This is a genomic window from Methylopila henanensis (genome assembly GCF_042681025.1).
GTDB classification, from domain to species: Bacteria; Pseudomonadota; Alphaproteobacteria; order Rhizobiales; family Methylopilaceae; genus Methylopila; species Methylopila henanensis.
Window position 1 is genome coordinate 597843 of the sequence record NZ_JBHUER010000010.1, and the last position, 16980, is coordinate 614822.

At 72.5% G+C, this 16980-nt stretch carries 14 protein-coding genes; 4 read left to right on the top strand and 10 right to left on the bottom strand.

Annotated elements, in window-relative coordinates; genetic code table 11:
- Window positions 1-5 precede the first annotated feature (5 nt).
- The 4 genes from tolB to tolQ form a co-directional block, all read right to left on the bottom strand.
- Entirely contained in the window at window positions 6-1325 is a 1320-nt protein-coding gene (gene tolB / locus ACFSCV_RS15990) for a Tol-Pal system beta propeller repeat protein TolB (protein ID WP_378800559.1), read from the bottom strand.
- Between the two features lie 136 nt (window positions 1326-1461).
- Window positions 1462-2766, bottom strand: a complete 1305-nt coding sequence (tolA, locus tag ACFSCV_RS15995) for a cell envelope integrity protein TolA (protein ID WP_378800560.1) — start codon at window positions 2764-2766, stop codon at window positions 1462-1464.
- Between the two features lie 10 nt (window positions 2767-2776).
- Window positions 2777-3226, bottom strand: a complete 450-nt coding sequence (gene tolR / locus ACFSCV_RS16000; protein WP_378800561.1) for a protein TolR — start codon at window positions 3224-3226, stop codon at window positions 2777-2779.
- A gap of 4 nt (window positions 3227-3230) precedes the next feature.
- Window positions 3231-3908, bottom strand: a complete 678-nt coding sequence (gene tolQ / locus ACFSCV_RS16005; RefSeq protein ID WP_378800562.1) for a protein TolQ — start codon at window positions 3906-3908, stop codon at window positions 3231-3233.
- Window positions 3909-4192: 284 nt separating this feature from the next.
- Between tolQ and ACFSCV_RS16010 the strand changes: the two genes are divergently transcribed.
- Both ACFSCV_RS16010 and ACFSCV_RS16015 read left to right on the top strand, forming a co-directional pair.
- Window positions 4193-4939: a trypsin-like serine protease gene (locus ACFSCV_RS16010; protein ID WP_378800563.1), complete on the top strand. Its 747-nt coding sequence runs from the start codon at window positions 4193-4195 to the stop codon at window positions 4937-4939.
- Between the two features lie 144 nt (window positions 4940-5083).
- A complete protein-coding gene (locus ACFSCV_RS16015) occupies window positions 5084-5866 on the top strand; it encodes a S1 family peptidase (protein ID WP_378800564.1) in 783 nt (260 codons plus the stop codon).
- A 3-nt stretch (window positions 5867-5869) separates the two neighbouring features.
- Here the strand turns inward: ACFSCV_RS16015 and ybgC are convergent, their stop codons facing one another.
- Together ybgC and ruvB are read right to left on the bottom strand one after the other, a co-directional pair.
- Window positions 5870-6310, bottom strand: a complete 441-nt coding sequence (gene ybgC, locus ACFSCV_RS16020) for a tol-pal system-associated acyl-CoA thioesterase (RefSeq protein WP_271199344.1) — start codon at window positions 6308-6310, stop codon at window positions 5870-5872.
- Window positions 6307-7350 carry a Holliday junction branch migration DNA helicase RuvB gene (gene ruvB / locus ACFSCV_RS16025; protein WP_378800565.1) on the bottom strand — a complete coding sequence of 348 codons (1044 nt, stop codon included), beginning with the start codon at window positions 7348-7350 and terminating at the stop codon, window positions 6307-6309. Before ruvB ends, ybgC begins: the two co-directional genes overlap by 4 nt.
- 99 nt (window positions 7351-7449) lie before the next feature.
- On the opposite strand from ruvB, the gene ACFSCV_RS16030 reads away from it, so the two are divergent.
- Window positions 7450-8532, top strand: a complete 1083-nt coding sequence (locus ACFSCV_RS16030; protein ID WP_378800566.1) for a hypothetical protein — start codon at window positions 7450-7452, stop codon at window positions 8530-8532.
- Here ACFSCV_RS16030 and ruvA read toward each other — a convergent pair.
- The 4 genes from ruvA to ACFSCV_RS16050 all read right to left on the bottom strand — a co-directional run bounded on the left by ruvA (window position 8513) and on the right by ACFSCV_RS16050 (window position 13180).
- Window positions 8513-9136: a Holliday junction branch migration protein RuvA gene (gene ruvA, locus ACFSCV_RS16035; RefSeq protein ID WP_378800567.1), complete on the bottom strand. Its 624-nt coding sequence runs from the start codon at window positions 9134-9136 to the stop codon at window positions 8513-8515. The genes ACFSCV_RS16030 and ruvA overlap by 20 nt on opposite strands.
- Window positions 9133-9654, bottom strand: coding sequence for a crossover junction endodeoxyribonuclease RuvC (gene ruvC, locus ACFSCV_RS16040; protein ID WP_378800568.1), 522 nt, complete (start codon window positions 9652-9654; stop codon window positions 9133-9135). Before ruvC ends, ruvA begins: the two co-directional genes overlap by 4 nt.
- A gap of 240 nt (window positions 9655-9894) precedes the next feature.
- Window positions 9895-11259, bottom strand: coding sequence for a serine hydrolase (locus tag ACFSCV_RS16045; RefSeq protein ID WP_378800569.1), 1365 nt, complete (start codon window positions 11257-11259; stop codon window positions 9895-9897).
- 127 nt (window positions 11260-11386) lie between these two features.
- On the bottom strand, window positions 11387-13180 hold the full coding sequence (locus ACFSCV_RS16050; RefSeq protein WP_378800570.1) for a glucan ABC transporter ATP-binding protein/ permease: 1794 nt from the start codon (window positions 13178-13180) through the stop codon (window positions 11387-11389).
- Between the two features lie 218 nt (window positions 13181-13398).
- Between ACFSCV_RS16050 and ACFSCV_RS16055 the strand changes: the two genes are divergently transcribed.
- Window positions 13399-16905, top strand: coding sequence for a hypothetical protein (locus tag ACFSCV_RS16055; RefSeq protein ID WP_378800571.1), 3507 nt, complete (start codon window positions 13399-13401; stop codon window positions 16903-16905).
- The last annotated feature ends 75 nt before the right edge of the window (window positions 16906-16980 follow it).

Consider the following 16980-nt stretch of genomic DNA (forward strand, 5'->3'; position numbering starts at 1 on the left):
GCCGCTCAGTTCAGCGGCGGCGACCACGCCGGATCGGAGGCGAAGCCCGGCGTCGGGATGCGCTGCTCGTTGCGGCCTGTGACGTCGACGGAATAGATGCGCGGGCCGCCGCCCTGGTCGCGGAAGAACATCAGCACGCGGCCGTTCGGCGCCCAGGTCGGGCCCTCGTTGTGGAAGCCCTCGGTGAGGATGCGCTCGCCGGAGCCGTCCGGCTTCATCACGCCGATCGCGAACTTGCCGCCGGACTGCTTGGTGAAGGCGATCAGGTCGCCGCGCGGCGACCACACCGGCGTCGAGTAGCGGCCCTGTCCGAAGGAGATGCGCTGCGCGCCGCCGCCGCTGGCCGACATGACGTAGATCTGCTGGTTGCCGCCGCGGTCGCTCTCGAACACGATCTGGCTGCCGTCCGGCGAATAGGACGGCGAGGTGTCGATCGCGCCGGAATCCGTCAGCCGCGTGGTGGTGCGCGAGCGCAGGTCCATGGCGTAGAGGTTCGAGTCGCCGCCCTGCTGCAGGCTCATGATCACCTTCTGCCCGTCCGGCGAGAAGCGCGGCGAGAAGGTCATGCCGGGGAAGTTGCCGACAACCTCGCGCTGGCCGGTCTCGATGTTCAGCAGGTAGACGCGCGGCTCGGCGCGCCCGAACGACATGTAGGTGATCTCCTGGCTCGTCGGGCTGAAGCGCGGGGTCAGCACCAGCTCGTCGCCGCCGGTGATGTAGCGGACGTTGAAGCCGTCCTGGTCCATGATGGCGAGGCGCTTGACGCGCTTGTCCTTCGGGCCGCTCTCGTCGACATAGACGACACGGGTGTCGAAGTAGCCCTTCTCGCCGGTCAGGCGCTCGTAGATCATGTCGGCGATCAGATGCGCCACGCGGCGCCAGTTCTTGTCGGTGAAGAACTGCTGGCCGTCGAGCTGGTTGCCCGCGAACACGTCCCACAGCCGGAACTCGGTCCTGAGCCGCCCGTCGCCCTGGCGGACGACCCGGCCCGTGACCAGCGCCTGCGCGTTGATGATGCGCCAGTCGCCGAAGCGCGGGGCGGCGTCGGTGTTGGTGATCTTCTCGATGAAGGCCTTGTGGTCGATCGGCGCGAACAGGCCGGAGCGCTTCAGGTCCGCCTCGACGACGCTCGCGATGTTGCGCGCGAGCTCGGCGTCGCCGCCCTGGCCGAGAAAGGCCGGGATCGCGATCGGCAGCGGCTGCACGTTGCCCTGATTGATGTCGATGTTGACCTGCGCGCGCGCGGCGGGAGCCAGCGCGGCGAGGCCGAAGAGCGCGACGATCAGGGCCGCGGCGCGGAGCAGTTGAGCAGGCGAGAGCGACATTCGTGGCTATCCGTTTGAGGCCGGCGGGCGAGCCGGCGGCGCGGAACGCGTCAGAGCGGGCGAGCGGTCCGGCGGAGCGGAACCGTGAGGGGCGGCATGCCGCGCGAGCGCGGCGAGGCCATGGCGGAGACGCGGGTCATCCGCCCATCATCTCCTTGGGGTCGAAGTTGATCGTCACCTGGCGCCAGTAGTCGTAGGCGTCGGCCGGCAGCTTCAGCGGCGCGCAGCGCTGGACCGCGCGGGTCGCTGCGCCCGCCGCGGCGCGGAAGGCAGGGTTCGACGAGTTGTTCACCACGGTGGGCCCGTCGCTGAGCGTGCCGTCTGCGTTCAGCGTGAAGGTCACGCGCACGGCCAGGCTGTCGCCGTTCGCGGCCCCGAAGGGCGGGTTCCAGCACTGCATCACCTGCTCGCGCACGGCGTTGTCGATGCCGTTGCGCTGCGAGAGCGAGAGCTTCGTCGCGGTGCCGCGGCTGGTGCCGGCGGTGGTCTCGGGCGCGGTCTCGCGCGCCGCCGTCTGGGTGCGGCCGGGCGCGCGCTTGTCCTCGAGCGCGGACTTGCTCGGCGTGTTCGAGGTCGACTGCGAATTCTTCAGCAGCGAGGCGATCTTGTTGGGGTCGAACTTGCGCTCGGCGGCCTTGGCCTCGGCCGCCTTCCTCTCGGCCTCCGCCTTGGCGGCCTTTTCGGCTTCAGCCTTGGCGAGCTTCTCGGCCTTCTCCTTGGCGGCCTTCTCGGCTGCGAGCTTCGCCGCCTTCTCGGCTTCGGCCTTGGCGAGCTGCTCCGCCTTCTCCTTGGCCGCCTTCTCCGCCGCGAGCTTCGCCGCCTTTTCGGCCTCGGCCTTTTCCGCAGCGGCCTTCTCGGCCGCCGCCTTGTCCTGCGCGGCCTTCTCTTCGGCGGCGGCCTTGGCGCGCAGCTCGGCCTCGGCGGCCTCCGCCTGGGCGAGTTTCTCGGCCTTCTCCGCGGCGGCCTTGGCGGCTTCCGCCTTCGCGGCCTTGTCCGCGGCTGCCTTTTCGGCGGCGGCCTTGGCCACTTTCGCGGCTTCCGCCTTCTCGGCTTTCTCGGCTTCCGCCTTGGCGGCCTTGGCTGCTTCCGCCTTCTCGGCCTTCTCCGCGGCGGCCTTGGCCTCCGCCTCGGCCTTCGCGAGGTTCGGCGCGGGCGGCGGCGGAGGCGGCGCGGCGACGTCCTCCTTGGCCTCGGGCAGCGCGTCGTCCACGGGCTCGGGGTCGGCCTCCGCGACCTTGTCGGCCTTGATCTTCGGCGCGTCGACCTTCTTGGAGGTCTTCGAGCCCTTGGTCATGGCCTCGAATTCCTGCGGCGTCAGGATCTCGATCGGAAGCGACTCCGTCGGCGACACCTCGAACGGCTTGGCCGTTCCGAGATTCACCACTCCCCAGGCGAGGATCAGCGCGTGAGCGGCCGCAGAGGTGACCAGGCCTGGGCGCATGGGCGTCCGCTCAGCTCCCCTGCTCGAGTTCCGTCACGAGCGCGACCCGGCGGAAACCCGCCGCGGACAGCGTGCCCATGACTTTCATCACCTGGCCGTAGACCACGTTCCTGTCGCCCCGCACGTAGATACGTTCGTCGTAGCCGGAATTCGTGATGGCAATGAGGCGCGGCGCGATCTCCTCGACCTGCACCTGCGTCTCCTGAAGGAAGACTTCGCCCTTGGTGTTCACCGTGATGGTGAGGGGCTCCTTCTCCTCGTTCAGCGGGTTCGCGGAGGTCTGCGGCAGGTCGATCGGCACGCCGACCGTCAGCAGCGGCGCCGACACCATGAAGATGATCAGCAGCACCAGCATGACGTCGACCATCGGCGTCATGTTGATCTCGGACATGACCTGCGTGCGCCGCCGACGGCGCGCGCCGTGCGATCCGCCTCCGCCTCCGCCGGCGCTCATCCCCATCGGATCAGGCCCTCTCGTCGATCTGGCGGGACAGGATCGCGGAGAACTCGTCGGCGAAGCCCTCCATCCGGCTCGCCTGGCGCGTCACCTGGCTGGAGAACTTGTTGTAGAAAATGACCGCCGGAATGGCCGCGACGAGGCCGATCGCGGTGGCGAACAGCGCCTCCGCGATGCCGGGCGCGACCACCGCGAGCGAGGTGTTCTTGGACGCCGCGATCGACTGGAACGCCGTCATGATGCCCCAGACCGTGCCGAACAGGCCGATGAACGGCCCCGCCGAGCCCACGGTCGCGAGCACCAGAAGCTTCGACTCCAGCCGCTCGGTCTCCCGCGCGATCGTCACGTCCAGCACCTTGTCGATGCGCTGCTGCAGGCCGGCGACGGACCGGCCGCCGCTCTCGTAGGAGCGCTTCCATTCCCGCATCGCCGCCACGAACAGAGCCGCCATGCCGGTGTTCGGACGGTTGGACAGCGAGCGGTACAGCTCCTCGAGGCTCTGGCCCGACCAGAAGATCTTCTCGAAACGGTCCATGTTGCGGCCGTTGCGCGAGAACAGAAGCTGCTTGTCGATGACGATGGCCCAGCACCAGACCGAGGCGGCCAGCAGCCCGATCATGACGAACTTCACGACGAAGTGCGCCTGTAGGAACAGGCCCAGCAAGGACATGTCGGGTGTTGGCATCGTCCGTTCGTCTCCACGCTCCGCGGCCGCGCCGCGACTTCCGGCCCGGCGCCGCGCGGCGGCCTCGACCGCCCGCGCGCCGCGCGCCATCGACGCCAACAGGACCGGAACGACCGCGCTAGTCGCGCGTCAATGTGTTGAAACTGCGACCCGATCCCACAGGGGCACCCTTCGTTAATGGCTCGTCAAGGTTAAGACGACGTTACCGGCTTGCGGCGTGGCTCCCCCGTCGCGGTTCGCCCGGCCGCTCGCTTCGCCGGCCGCCGACGGCTAAGACGGACGCCATGCGCGCCTTCGCCCTCGCCGTCTTCGCCGTCTTCGCCTGCGATCCCCTCGCCGCCGCGGGGCTGGAGGCCGCGACCGTCGCGGTCCAGACCGTCACGCCCACCGGCGACGGCCGCGCCCGCATCTCGGACTGCGCCGGCGTGCTGATCGAGCCCGACGTGGTGCTGACCGCCGGCCACTGCCTCGACGCGGCGTCCGGGCCGGCGCAGGTGGCGGTCTTCGGCTATGAGAACCGCCGCGCGATTCCGCCGCACCTCCCCGTCCTGCGGTTCGCCCGCCATCCCGGCCATGTGATCGGCTGGCGCGAGCGTCCCGGCGAGCCGGAGACGCGCCAGCGTGAGATCGCCGCCGACCTCGCGCTTCTGAAGCTAGCGCGCCCCGTGGCCGGCGCGACGCCCGCCTCCTTAAGCGGAAACGTGGAGGCCGCCGCCGCGGCGACGGCCGCGATGACGGGCGTCGGCCGGGCGGGTCCGGGCGACGGCGCGCGCTCCGGCGCGCTCAAGAGCTTCCGGCCAAGCGCCGTCCGGCTCTCGACCGGGTCCGGCGCCCGCGTCGCCTTTGCGTCCGTCGACCGCCCGGCCTGCGGCGGCGACAGCGGCGGGGCGCTCGCGAGCCGCGACGGCGCGGTCTGGGGCGTGGTCTCCGCCATCCTGCGCCCGCGTGGCGGCTGCAGCGCACGGATCGCGATCGCGCCGATCGATCCCGCGTCGGACGGCTTCCGCCGCATGCGCCGCGCGCTCGACTGAGCCGGTTGTCGCTCGACGGACACATGTGACAGCCGGCGGCCGAAATCACGGCGACTGGAACGGACCTTTGACGTTCCGCATGCCATGGTGCGGCCTGAAACCCGACCCTTTCCGCGCCGCGCCGCGCCCGACCGGATTTCCTGCATGCGCCTCATCGTGTTTTGCGTTCTCGCCGCTGCGGGCCTCGCCGTCCTCGCGCCGCAGCAGGCTCTGGCGCTTTCCGGCGGCTCCCCCGCCCCCGCCGGCGACCGGCTGACGCGAGCGACGGTGTTCATCACCAGTCTGACGCCCACAGGCCGGTCGCGCGCGCAGGTCGGCAACTGCACCGGCGTGCTGATCGAGCGGAATCTCGTGTTGACCGCGGGCCATTGCCTCGCCGACCTCGGCGGCCCGAGCGTGGTGGTGGCGCAGTTCTTCGAGGGCGACGGCCGGCCGGGGCCGACCGTGCAGGTGGCGGCCGGCGCGATGCACCCCGACTTCCAGGGCCGCGGCGACGCCGACAACCCGCGCCCCGAACTGCTGGGCGCCGACCTCGCGATCCTGAAGCTCGCCCGGCCCGCGCCGCGCGACCGCCGGCCGATCCGGATCGCGGCGCAGCCGCTGAAGGCCGCGAAGACCCGCTCGGTGCTGGCGGGCGCCGGGCTCACCGACCCGTCGGACGAAGGCTCGAGCGGCGAGCTCCGCCTCGCCAACGTCTCGGCCGAGGTCGTCACCGACGGGCCGACGGCGGTCGCGTTCGGCGTCTCCGGCGGCGCGGTGTGCCGCGGCGACAGCGGCGGGCCGGTGATGGGCCAGGGCGGCGTCTGGGGCGTGGTGATCGCGATCGTGCGGCGCCGCAACCTCTGCAACTCGACCATCTTCATGGCCGTGCTCGACCCGAAGTCGCGCGGCTTCCGCAACATGCTGTCGCGCGCCCGTAAGGGCTGAGGGCTACTCCGTCCGCGCCATCTGCTCGCGCATCGCGAGCGGCATCCGCACCGGCCGGCCGTCGCGGACATAGGCGCAGACGGCGAGCCCGGTCACCAGCGTCTCGCCATCGCGCGTTACCGACTGGCCGAGCGTCAGCGACGCCTGCTTGACCTCGTGCACCCAGGTGGTGACGGCGACGACGTCGTCCATGCGCGCGGGCCTGAGGTAATCGACCGTCATGCGGCGCACGACGAAGCCCTCGCGCTCGGTCTCCCACAGCACGCGGTGGTCGAAGCCGATCGCGCGCAGGATCTCGGTGCGGCCGCGCTCCATGTAGCGCAGGTAGTTGGCGTGGTAGACGGCGCCCGAGAAGTCGGTGTCCTCGTAATAGATGCGCAGCGTCAGCACGTGGCGCACGCCGTCGAGGCGACCTCCGACGCCGTCTTCGAGATTTGCCGTCATTGCTCCTCGTCGAGATCGAACAGCGGCGCCTGGGCGGGCGCGGCCGGCGCGGCGAGGCCGAGATGCCGGAACGCGTTGGCCGTCAGCATGCGCCCCCGAGGCGTCCGCTGTATGAAGCCCTGCTGGATCAGATAAGGCTCGATGATCTCCTCGACCGCGTCGCGCGGCTCCGACAGCGCCGCGGCGATCGTCTCCACGCCGACCGGGCCGCCGCCATAGTTGGTCGCGATCGTGGAGAGGTAGCGGCGGTCCATGGCGTCGAGCCCGAGATCGTCGACGTCGAGCAGGCGGAGCGCCCGGTCGGCGCTCTCGCGCGACACTGTCGCCTCGCCGGACACGGAGGCGAAGTCGCGCACCCGCCGGAGCAGCCGGCCGGCGATGCGGGGCGTGCCACGCGAGCGCCGCGCGATCTCGCGCGCGCCCTCCGGGCTCATGGCGACGCCGAGCACCCGCGCGCCGCGCCGCACGATCAGCTCCAGCTCGTCGATCTCGTAGAAATTGAGCCGCAGCGGGATGCCGAACCGGTCGCGCAGGGGGGTGGTCAGCAGGCCGGCGCGGGTCGTCGCGCCGACGAGCGTGAACTTCGACAGGTCGATGCGCACCGAGCGCGCCGCCGGCCCCTCGCCGATGATCAGGTCGAGCTGGAAATCCTCCATCGCGGGATAGAGGATCTCCTCCACCGCCGGATTGAGCCGGTGGATCTCGTCGATGAACAGCACGTCGCGTTCTTCGAGATTGGTCAGCAGCGCCGCGAGGTCGCCGGCCTTGGCGATCACCGGGCCGGAGGTGGCGCGGAAGCCGACGCCGAGCTCGCGCGCGACGATCTGCGCCAGCGTGGTCTTGCCGAGGCCGGGGGGGCCTGCGAACAGCACGTGGTCCAGCGCCTCGCCGCGCGCCTTGGCGGCCTGGATGAACACCGACAGGTTCTCGCGGGCCTGCCGCTGGCCGGTGAAGTCGGCGAGCGTCTGCGGACGGATCGACGCGTCGAGGGCGTCGTCGTCGCGAAGATGGGCGTCGCGGACGGGGCTTTGCGAAGTCATGCGGCCGATCGGTGCGAAACAGTCGCATTCGTGATACGGCATCGGCCCGGTCCGCGAAACCGCCTGCCCACGCGGCGGCTCCGCGCGGGGGAGGACGGCTTGCGCATCTGCCATCTCCATGTCGGCACGCCGAAGACCGGCTCAACGACGATCCAGGGCTTCCTGCAGAACCGGCGCGACGTCATCGAGGCGCGCGGGCTCGGGCTGCCGACCTTTCCGCCGCGCACCATCGCGATGACCGGCCGCCAGCTCGCCCGCCATCTCCCGCTGGAGCAGGACCCCGCCGCCCCCGTCACGCGTTCGTGGCGCTGGCTCGGCCGTCATCTCGCGGCGACGGACGGCGACCTGCTGATCACGCGCGAATCGCTCAGCACCGATTTCGCCAAGGCCGAGCGCTTCGCCTTCGTTCGGCAGTTCTTCGCGCGCCGCGGCGTCCGGCTGCACATCATCGGCTACGTCCGCGACACGCCCGACCGCATCAACGCCACCTACACCCAGCACGCCAAGCGCCTAAGGCTGACGCGCTCCTTCAACCGCTGGATCGCCTCGGCCTCCCCGGAGCAGAACCCCAACTTCTCGCCCTGGCGCGTGTTCCGCCACATGATTGAGGCCGACGACGTCGACCTGACGCTGAAGAGCTTCGAGGCGGTGAAGGGGCGGCTCGTGGAGGACTTTCTCGAAACCGTTGGCCGAGGCGACGTCGACGCGCGCGGGTTCGACGACCGGTCCTACCGCAACGCCTCGCCGGGGCCGAAGGCGATTGAGGCCGCGCTCACGATCCGCCGGCGGCTCAACGAGCGCGGCTTCGATCCGAAGGCGCTGATGGACTACTCCATGGCGTTCGAGGCCGCCCTCGCCGAGCGGGGCTGGAACGAGACCGCGTTCTTCGGGCCGGACCCGGCGCTCGCGGCCCAGCTTTCGGCGCGCTACGCTGAGGAAAACGACCGTTTCGCGCTCGCCGTCTGGGGCCGCCCGTGGAGCGAGCGCGTCGCCGCGACCGACCGGCTGCGCAACGTGTTCGACCCGAAGCGCGCCAGCCTCCGCGACCTCGCCGACATCGACGATCTCGCGCGCGACGCGATCGCCCGCGGCGACGCCGCCCTGCGGCCGGTCAGCCGGGCCCTCGCGGTCTTCACGCGCCTCCGCCGCCGTCTCGCCGGCGTCAGCCCGCGAGCTGCCTGAGGCCCGCCCGGATCAACTGCTCGGTGGTGGCGCCCTCCCCCGCGGACTGCATGGCGGCGGCGACGGCGGCGCTCGCCTGCGGAGCGGCGTAGCCGAGATTGACCAGCGCCGAGACCGCGTCCCGCGCCGGCTGCGGGCCGCGCTTCGGCTCCGCGCCGTCGCCCGCCGCCAGCCGCCCGAGATTGGGGTCGACGTCGGCGAACAGCGGCGCGCGGTCCTTGAGCTCGGCCGCGATGCGCGCCGCGACCTTGGGGCCGACGCCCGGCGCGCGGGCGATCGCGGCCTTGTCCTGCAGCGCGATCGCGGTCGCGAGCTCCGGCGCGTCGAGCACCGAAAGCACGCCGAGCGCGACCTTGGTTCCGACCCCCTGCACGGTGTTCAGCAGCCGGAACCACTCCCGCTCCAGATCGGCCATGAAGCCGAAGAGCTGGATGCGGTCCTCGCGCACATGAGTCTCGATCGACAGCCGGGCGATCTCGCCGGCCTTCGGCAGCCGCCCGAGCGTCCGGGCGGAGCAGTGCACGACATAGCCGACGCCGCCGACGTCGATGATCGCCCAGTCGGTCCCGACCGAGTCCACCTTGCCCGTCAGCTTGCCGATCATGCGGTCATCCTCGTCGCGGCGGCGATGCGGGCGCGCGCCCCGCGGTGCTGGGCGTGGCAGATCGCGACCGCGAGCGCGTCGGCGGCGTCGGCGCTCTTGAACGTCGCCTTCGGCAGCAGCACGCCGATCATGGCCTGGATCTGGCGCTTCTCCGCATGGCCGGCGCCGACCACCGTCTTCTTCACGAGGTTCGGCGCGTACTCCGCCACCGTGAGCCCCGCGAGCGCCGGCACCAGCAGCGCGACGCCGCGCGCCTGGCCGAGCTTGAGCGTGGCCGACGGGTTGTTGTTGACGAAGGTCTCCTCGACCGCCGCCTCATGCGGCGCATGCCCGGCGAGCACCGCGCACAGGCCGGCGTGGATCGCCGCGAGCCGCTCCGCGAGCGCCAGCGCGTCGTCCGGGACGATGACGCCGGAGGCCACGAAGGACAGCCGGCTGCCGTCAGCCTCGATGATCCCCCAGCCGGTGCGGCGGAGGCCCGGATCGACGCCGAGGATGCGAATCGCGGACAGGCTCATGCTCCCGATGTAGCGGGAGAAGGTTACCGGAACACAAGCGGAACGTCGCGGCGCAGCGCGCGCAGGCCGCCCAACCTGTTCGGAAATCGCCTCGGTGCCGCGCCGCCTGCCGTCAGGCCCGCCGAAGGCGGGTATCCACGACTTCCTTGTGCGTACAGCCCTGCGATCGAAGTCGTGGATGCCCGCGAAGGCGGGCATGACGACTTCGCCTGTGGCGACGCATACTTTGCGGACCCGCCCTCAGAAGGCGGACTTGCCCGACGGCGGCTGCGCGTTGCGGTAGACCGAACCGGGCGTCGGGGTCGGCCCGTTCGAAGCCGCGGTGGGGCCGGCGCCCAGCGTCTTCCGCGGCGGCGTCTTGGGATCGAGCTCGATCTTGACCCGGCCCTTCTTCTCCGCCTCGGCGGCCTTGGTCGCCTTCGTCGGCTTGGCGGCGGGCTTCTTCACCGGCTTGTCGGCCTTGAGCGACTTCACCTTGGCGCTTCCGGGCTTCACCGCGGCGCCGGGCACCACCGCCGACGACGCGGCGGCGTTCGGGGCGTAGGCGGTCGGCGCGTCTTCGTCGACGCCGCTCGGCTTGGCGGCGACCGCCGGCGCGTTCGGCGCCGGCGTGGCGTAGACCATCACCGGGTTCACCTGCGTCTTGGACATCAGGATCGGCCGCCACGGATGGCCGTTCGGATCGTACTTGCGCGCGGCGCGGAACTTGGCGGTCGACTTGCCGCACATCTCCTCGCGCAGGTCGATCGGGAAGGCCGGCGCGACCGTGGGCAGGGTCGCGAGCGTGCCGACGGCGGAGCGGGCGGCGAACCCGCGCTCGAAGGCGTCGATCGCGGTCTCGGAGCGCTCCAGCGGCGTCGGCGAGCCCAGCACGACCGTCACCAGCCGGCGTCCGCCGCGACTCGCGGTCGCCACCACGTTGAAGCCGGACGAGCAGACATAGCCGGTCTTCATGCCGTCCGCGCCGGGATAGCGGCCGATCAGCCCGTTGTGGTTGCGGATGACGCGCTGGCCGATCTGGATCGCGTCGAGCGAGAACAGGTCGGCGCGGTCCGGGAAATTGCGGTAGAGCGCGGTCGCGAGCACCGCCATGTCGCGCGCGGTGGTGCGCTGCAGGTCCGGGCCCGGGCGCACCGGCAGGCCGTTGGGATTGACGAAATTGGTGTTGGTCATGCCGATCTGGACCGCCGTGCGGTTCATCTCGGCGACGAAGGCCTCGACGCTGCCCGAGACGCCCTCGGCGAGCAGGAAGGCGATGTCGTTCGCGGACTGCACCATCAGCATCTTGAGCGCGTCGTCGACCGTCACGGTCTGGCCGACCTGAAAGCCCATCTTGCTGGGCGGCTCGGCCTGCGCGCGGGCGGTGTAGACGAGCGGCGTGGAGGACGAGAGCCGGCCGTTCTTGATCGCCTGCAGCACCACGAAGGTGGTCATCAGCTTGGTGAGCGACGCCGGATACCAGGGCGTGGTGGCGTCCTGCGCCTCGAGCACCTGGCCCGTCGCGATGTCGGCGACGAGCAGCGGCTTGGCGGAGGCCGGAGCGGCGGCGATCGAAAGGACCGCGGCGAAACAGACCAGCGCGCGGCGGCGGATCGAATGAAGCATGGGCGCCATCGTACTCGTGATGCGTCTGTGGGAGGCGGCCCCGACGGCGCCGTCCCCCGACGCGCACGGCGCATGACAGCCTGCCGATCTCACCTGACGTTGTACCTGCGTAGTGCCCGGATGCCAATCACGCAGGGGTCACGACGACGTCGGAGCCGGACTTCGCGTGCTCGACAGCCTGCGCTAACGCCTGCGCCGCGACGAGCTTCGCGAACGGGCCGCCGGCGTTGGCGAGCGCCTCGAACGAGCCGCGCTCGACGATGCGTCCGCGCTCGAACACCAGCACGAGGTCGGCGCTGCGCACGGTCGCGAGGCGGTGGGCGATCACCAGCGTGGTGCGCCCGGCCCGCGCCGCGTCGAGCGCCGCCTGCACCTTCGCCTCGGTGCCGGCGTCGAGCGCGCTCGTCGCCTCGTCGAGCACGAGGATCGGCGGGTCCTTGAGCAGCGCGCGCGCGATCGCGAGCCGCTGGCGCTCGCCGCCCGAGAGCGAGGCCCCGCGCTCGCCGAGCGGGGTGGCGAAGCCGTCCGGCAGGCGGCGCACCACGTCGAGCACCTGCGCCTTCTCGCAGGCGGCCTCGAGCTCCGTGTCGGTCGCGTCCGCGCGCCCGACACGGAGGTTCTCGGCGATCGTGCGCGCGAACAGCATCGGCTCCTGGAACACCACGCCGACGTTGCGCCTCAGCCCGTCGAGCGTCATCGCGCGGATGTCGGTCCCGTCGATCGTCACCCGCCCCGCCTGCGGGTCGAAGGCGCGGTGCAGCAGCGCGAGCGTGGTCGACTTCCCCGAACCGGTGGCGCCGACCAGCGCGACGGTCATGCCCGGCCGGGCGCGGAAGGAGACATCGGACAGCGTCGGCCGGCCGGGCTCATAGGCGAAGGACACGTCCTCGAACGCCACGTCGCCGGAAAGCCGGCCGGGGTCGCGGGCGTCCGGCGCGTCGGCGACGTCCGGCGCCGTGTCCACCAGCGCCAGCAGCTCGCCGATCTTGGGCGCGTTCATCAGCAGCATGTTGACGAGCGTCACCGCCTCGCCGAGCCGGCCGATGACGAGGGTGGCGAGCGCCGCGAAGGCCACGATGTCGCCGACGCTCGCGAGCCCTTGCGCGTTGAGCGCGGCGCCGGCGAGCACGACCCCGAGCACGGTGAGCGTGCCCGCGGCCGGCGTCGCCGCCGCCGCATAGGCCCACCAGGACAGCACCGGCATCTGCGCGTCGAGCAGCCGCTGCATCACGCCGCCGAGATAGGACATCTCGCCCCGGATGCGCGCGAAGCTCTGCACCACCGCGACGTTGCCGACCGCGTCGGCGGCGTGCTGGGCGAGGTCGGAGTGGTAGGCCTCGACGTTCTCCTGCCGGCTCTGCGTCTTGCGCAGCAGCAGGGTGATCGCGATCCCGAACAGGACGACGAGCGCGATCAGGATCGCGCCGAGCCAGGGGTTGAGCATCAGGCTCGCCGGCAGCAGCGCGACGAGGCCGATCAGCGTGGCGCAGCCGGAGCGGAAGAACAGCAGCCACACGTCGGCCAGCGCGTTTGCGCCTTGCGTCAGCGCCTTCACGATGCGCCCGGAATGGGTGCGGCGGTGGTAGCTGAGCGGCAGCGACAGCGCGTGGCCGAAAACCTCCGTCATCACCACGAGCCGGCGGCGGTGGGCGAGCCGGTCGGCGTTCAGCCCGACCGCCACCCGCCCGGCGATGGCGGCGAGCGCGATCAGCGCCCAGGCCGCCGCGAGCGTCGGCAGTTCGCCGGCTCGGCCGCCGGCGAGGCTGTCGATGATGCGCCCGAACAGCACCGGCTCCGCGAAGGCCGCGAGCGCGAGCGCCGCGTTTCCGGCCGCGAGCGCGACGCCGAGGCGCCGCTCCTCGCCCAGCAGCGCGAACGCCCGCCGGTAGATGGCGAACACGCCCGTCCCGCGAGGCGTCACGCGGACATCCGCCGTTTGCGCGTTACGGGAGCCGCCGCCATCCGCTTCCCCTTCCCGATTCGCCTTGAGCGCCAAGCGCGTTAACCGCGAAATTAACGGGTTGTTTACCCTATCCGTTAACATTGCATTAGGCGCCGCACCAACGCGTCGCCCACGAGCCCCCAGCACGTCGCGGCGCCGGACCGCGACGGGACGGGGGGCCGCCCCGGGGTGGTGCGATGAGCTTCAGCGACCAGAGACATGCGACCGCGCCGGCCGAGGACGAGGCTCCGGCCGGCTCCGCTCTGGACCGGCTCGCGAAGCGCCTGGCCGCCAGCCGCGGCGAGACCAGCAGCGCGCCGCGCCGCGACCTCGAGCAGCTCGTCGACATGCTCGCCCGCCGCAACATCCAGACCGAAGACCGGCTGACGGACGCGCTCGAGGGCCTCGCCCGCTGGGCCGGCCGCGCCGAGGGCGAACAGGCCCCGAGCGTCGCGCCCCGCCCCGCCGCGCCGCCGCCGGACGCCCCGCGGCCGGCGACGCTCCGTTCGGCGCTCGCGGAGATCGCGGCCCGCCAGAAGGACCTCGACGCGCGCGACGTCCGGCCTGCGGCCGCGAAACCCGAGCCGGCTTCCGTCGCGCCCGCGCTGTCGGCGAACGAAGCCGTGATCGCCGACATGCGCCGCCAGATCGAGGCGCTCGCGGGCGCGGTCGACGGCCTGCCGACCCGCTCGGACGTCGACGGCCTGCTCCGCGAGATCGCCTCGGTCGCCGCGCGTTGCGACGCCGAGCGCCCCGCCAGGCTCGATCCGACCTCGCTCAAGGCGATCGAAGCGCTGGTGGTCGAAGTCGACCGCATGCGCAACGACGCCGCGAGCCCGCAGATGCTCGCCCGCTTCGCCGAGGAGGTCACCGGGCTTTCGCGCCAGCTCGAGGCCATCGGCCCCTCCAACGCCGAAGCGATCGAGACGCTCGCCCGCCACATCGACGACATCCGCGGCGAGCTCGCGCATTTCACCAAGGTCGGGGCCGTCGATGGCCTCGCTTCCGACATACAGGCTCTGGTCGCGCGGCTGGACGAGCAGGAGGCCGCGGCGGCCAGGCGCAGCGAAGACTCCGCGCGCATGGAAAGCGTGCTCCGGGCCGAGATCGAGGCGCTGTCGCCGGCGCCCGCGCTCGACGCCTTCGCGCAGCGCCTCGACGCGCTGACCGCGCAGCTTGGCCAGCGCGGCAGCGTCTCCCCCAAGCTGCAGGCGCTGCCCGAGAAAGTCGAGGCGCTGAGCGGCAAGATCGACGCGCTCGCGGAAAACAGCGGGCTGGCGGACGTCGGGCCGAAGGTGGACGCCATCGCCCGCAAGCTGGCGGAGCCGGCTGCGGCGCACCCGGCGCTCGCCTCCCTGTCCGGCAAGGTGGAGTCGCTGCACGGCAAGATGGATTCGCTGGCCGCCGCCGCGCTGACGCGCGCCGCGGATGTGGAGCGGATCGCGGACGCCGTCCGGAACGAGCTCGCCGCGCTCGCGGAGCCGAACGGGATCGAGGCCGTCGGCCGTCGGATCGAATCGCTCGCGCAGCAGCTCGCCGAGCGCCCGTCGGCGGCCCCGGCGGTGCTGGCGCTCTCGGAGCGGGTCTCCGACCTCTCCACCCAGATCGAGGACGTCGCCGTCGCCGCGCAGGCGCGCGGCTCCTCGTTCGAACGGATCGAGGAGGCCGTCCGCGGCATCGCCGAGCATCTGGTCGCGACCGCCGCGGGCCCGTCCGCCGGGCCCGACGCGCTGGTCGGGATCGAGCAGCGCATCGTCGGCCTTATCAACAATCTCGACCGCACCGACGGCCGGATCGACGACCTCAACGCCGGCTTCGCCGCGCTCGCGGCGCGGGTGGAGCAGAGCTGCGCCGCCGTCGCGCGCGACGCGGGCCAGGCCGCCGCCGACGCGGTGCGCGAAAGCTTCGTCGAACGCGACAGCGGCGAGCCCGCCGGCGGCCATGGCGTCGGCATGCTCGACCTCGCGGAGGCGCTCGGCGAACTTCGCGCCGCGGCCGTGCGCAACGACCGCCGCACCGCCGACACGCTCGACGCAGTCCGCATGACGCTCGACCGTCTGGCCGACCGCATGGACGCGCTCGCCGCCGGCGGATGGCCCGCGGAGCGTCCGGCCTACGACGACCGCCCGCTTACGGCTCCTGCGCCCGCGGTCGACCCGATCGAAGCGGCCCGCGCCGCCGCCCGCCGCGCGATGGCGGAAGCCATCGAGAACGAGCCCGAACCGGTCCGCGTCCGCGCGGCGGCCCCCGTGGCCGCGCCGGCGACCGCGGCTCCCGCCATCACCGCGTCGCGCGCGCCGATCGAAGACGACGTCTTCGACCTGCCGATGGAGCCGGCCGCGCCGACGGTCCGCGCGCCCGAGCCCGCTCCCGATACGCCGGCCGCCGCGCCGAGCGCCGCCTCCTTCATCGCCGCCGCCCGGCGCGCGGCGATCCAGCCGTCGTCGGAGCTGGACGACGAGCCGTCGCGTCCGTCCGCGAAAGCGAAGAGGGCGAAGGGGCCAGGCGTTCGCCTGCCGGACGTCACCGGGCTCGTGTCGACGCTCAAGGCGCGCCGGCGTCCTATCGTGATCGCCCTCGCCGCCGCGCTGATCGTGCTCGGCGTGGTCAAGCTCGCGAACTCCCTGCACGACGATCCCGCCGAGTCGGCGCCCACAGCGCATTCGCCGCAGTCCGACCTCGTCGTGCCGGCCGCGCCCCAGGCCGCGGCCCCCGCCCCCGCCGCCGCGCCCGAGATCGAGACGCCGCGGGCCGAGGCCCGGCGTCAGGAGGCGCCGGAGCCCGCGCCGCTCGCCGAACGTCGGGCCGACCCGGTCCCGCCGCCGACCGCGTCCGAGCCGTCCGCCGCGCCGAAACCCGGCGCGCAGCTCTCTCCGCCGCGCGCGCCCGCGAAGGACATGACCGACTTCGCGTTCTCGCAGACCCTCGGGCCCGCGCCGCAGAAGTTCGAGCCCCCGTCGACCTCCGCCGACGGCCTGACGACCGGCTCCATCAACCGATCCGCCAATCCGGACGCGCTTCCGGACTCGATCGGCGGCGCGACGCTCCGGATGCGCGCGGTTCAGGGCGACCCGTCGGCGCAGCTCGAGATCGCCGACCGCTTCCTCGACGGACGCGGCGTTCCCGCGGACGCCGCGGCGGCCGCCCGCTGGCTGGAAAAGGCCGCGGCGCAGGGCCTCGCTCCCGCGCAGCACCGGCTCGGCAGCATGTACGAAAAGGGCCGCGGCGTGCCGCGCGACATCCTCACCGCCCGGCGCTGGTACGAACAGGCCGCCGCCTCCGGCAACGTCCGCGCGATGCACAATCTCGGCGTGATCTACGCCGAGGGCGGGCTCGGCAAGCCCGATTTCGGCGCCGCCAGCGTGTGGTTCCGCATGGCGGCCGAACGCGGCCTCGCCGACAGCCAGTACAATCTCGCGGTGCTGCAGGCCCGCGGCCTCGGCGGCAAGCGCGACCTCGCGGAAGCCTACAAGTGGTTCGCGCTCGCGAGCCGCCAGGGCGACCAGGACGCCGGACGGAAGCGCGACGAGGTCGCCAAGGCGCTTGGCGCCAACCTGACCGCGGCCCAGCAGGCGACCGACGCCTTCCGCGCCCGCGTGGTGGACGATTCCGCCAACGAGGCCCCGACGCCCCCCGGCGGATGGGACCAGGCCTCCGGCTCCTCCGCCCGCTCGGCGCGGGCCACGCCGGCGTCGCTGCGCTGAGCCGCGCCGCAGCCCGGACCGTTGACAAGGCGGGCCGGGGCGGGACCTAACGGGCGGAACTCGCCCGTTCATCGC

Excerpts from the sequence above, each read along its gene's own strand:
- tolB (WP_378800559.1), bottom strand. The coding sequence starts at position 1,325 with ATGTCGCTCTCGCCTGCTCAACTGCTCCGCGCCGCGGCCCTGATCGTC.
- tolA (WP_378800560.1), bottom strand. The coding sequence starts at position 2,766 with ATGCGCCCAGGCCTGGTCACCTCTGCGGCCGCTCACGCGCTGATCCTC.
- tolR (WP_378800561.1), bottom strand. The coding sequence starts at position 3,226 with ATGGGGATGAGCGCCGGCGGAGGCGGAGGCGGATCGCACGGCGCGCGC.
- tolQ (WP_378800562.1), bottom strand. The coding sequence starts at position 3,908 with ATGCCAACACCCGACATGTCCTTGCTGGGCCTGTTCCTACAGGCGCAC.
- ACFSCV_RS16010 (WP_378800563.1), top strand. The coding sequence starts at position 4,193 with ATGCGCGCCTTCGCCCTCGCCGTCTTCGCCGTCTTCGCCTGCGATCCC.
- ACFSCV_RS16015 (WP_378800564.1), top strand. The coding sequence starts at position 5,084 with ATGCGCCTCATCGTGTTTTGCGTTCTCGCCGCTGCGGGCCTCGCCGTC.
- ybgC (WP_271199344.1), bottom strand. The coding sequence starts at position 6,310 with ATGACGGCAAATCTCGAAGACGGCGTCGGAGGTCGCCTCGACGGCGTG.
- ruvB (WP_378800565.1), bottom strand. The coding sequence starts at position 7,350 with ATGACTTCGCAAAGCCCCGTCCGCGACGCCCATCTTCGCGACGACGAC.
- ruvA (WP_378800567.1), bottom strand. The coding sequence starts at position 9,136 with ATGATCGGCAAGCTGACGGGCAAGGTGGACTCGGTCGGGACCGACTGG.
- ruvC (WP_378800568.1), bottom strand. The coding sequence starts at position 9,654 with ATGAGCCTGTCCGCGATTCGCATCCTCGGCGTCGATCCGGGCCTCCGC.
- ACFSCV_RS16045 (WP_378800569.1), bottom strand. The coding sequence starts at position 11,259 with ATGCTTCATTCGATCCGCCGCCGCGCGCTGGTCTGTTTCGCCGCGGTC.
- ACFSCV_RS16055 (WP_378800571.1), top strand. The coding sequence starts at position 13,399 with ATGAGCTTCAGCGACCAGAGACATGCGACCGCGCCGGCCGAGGACGAG.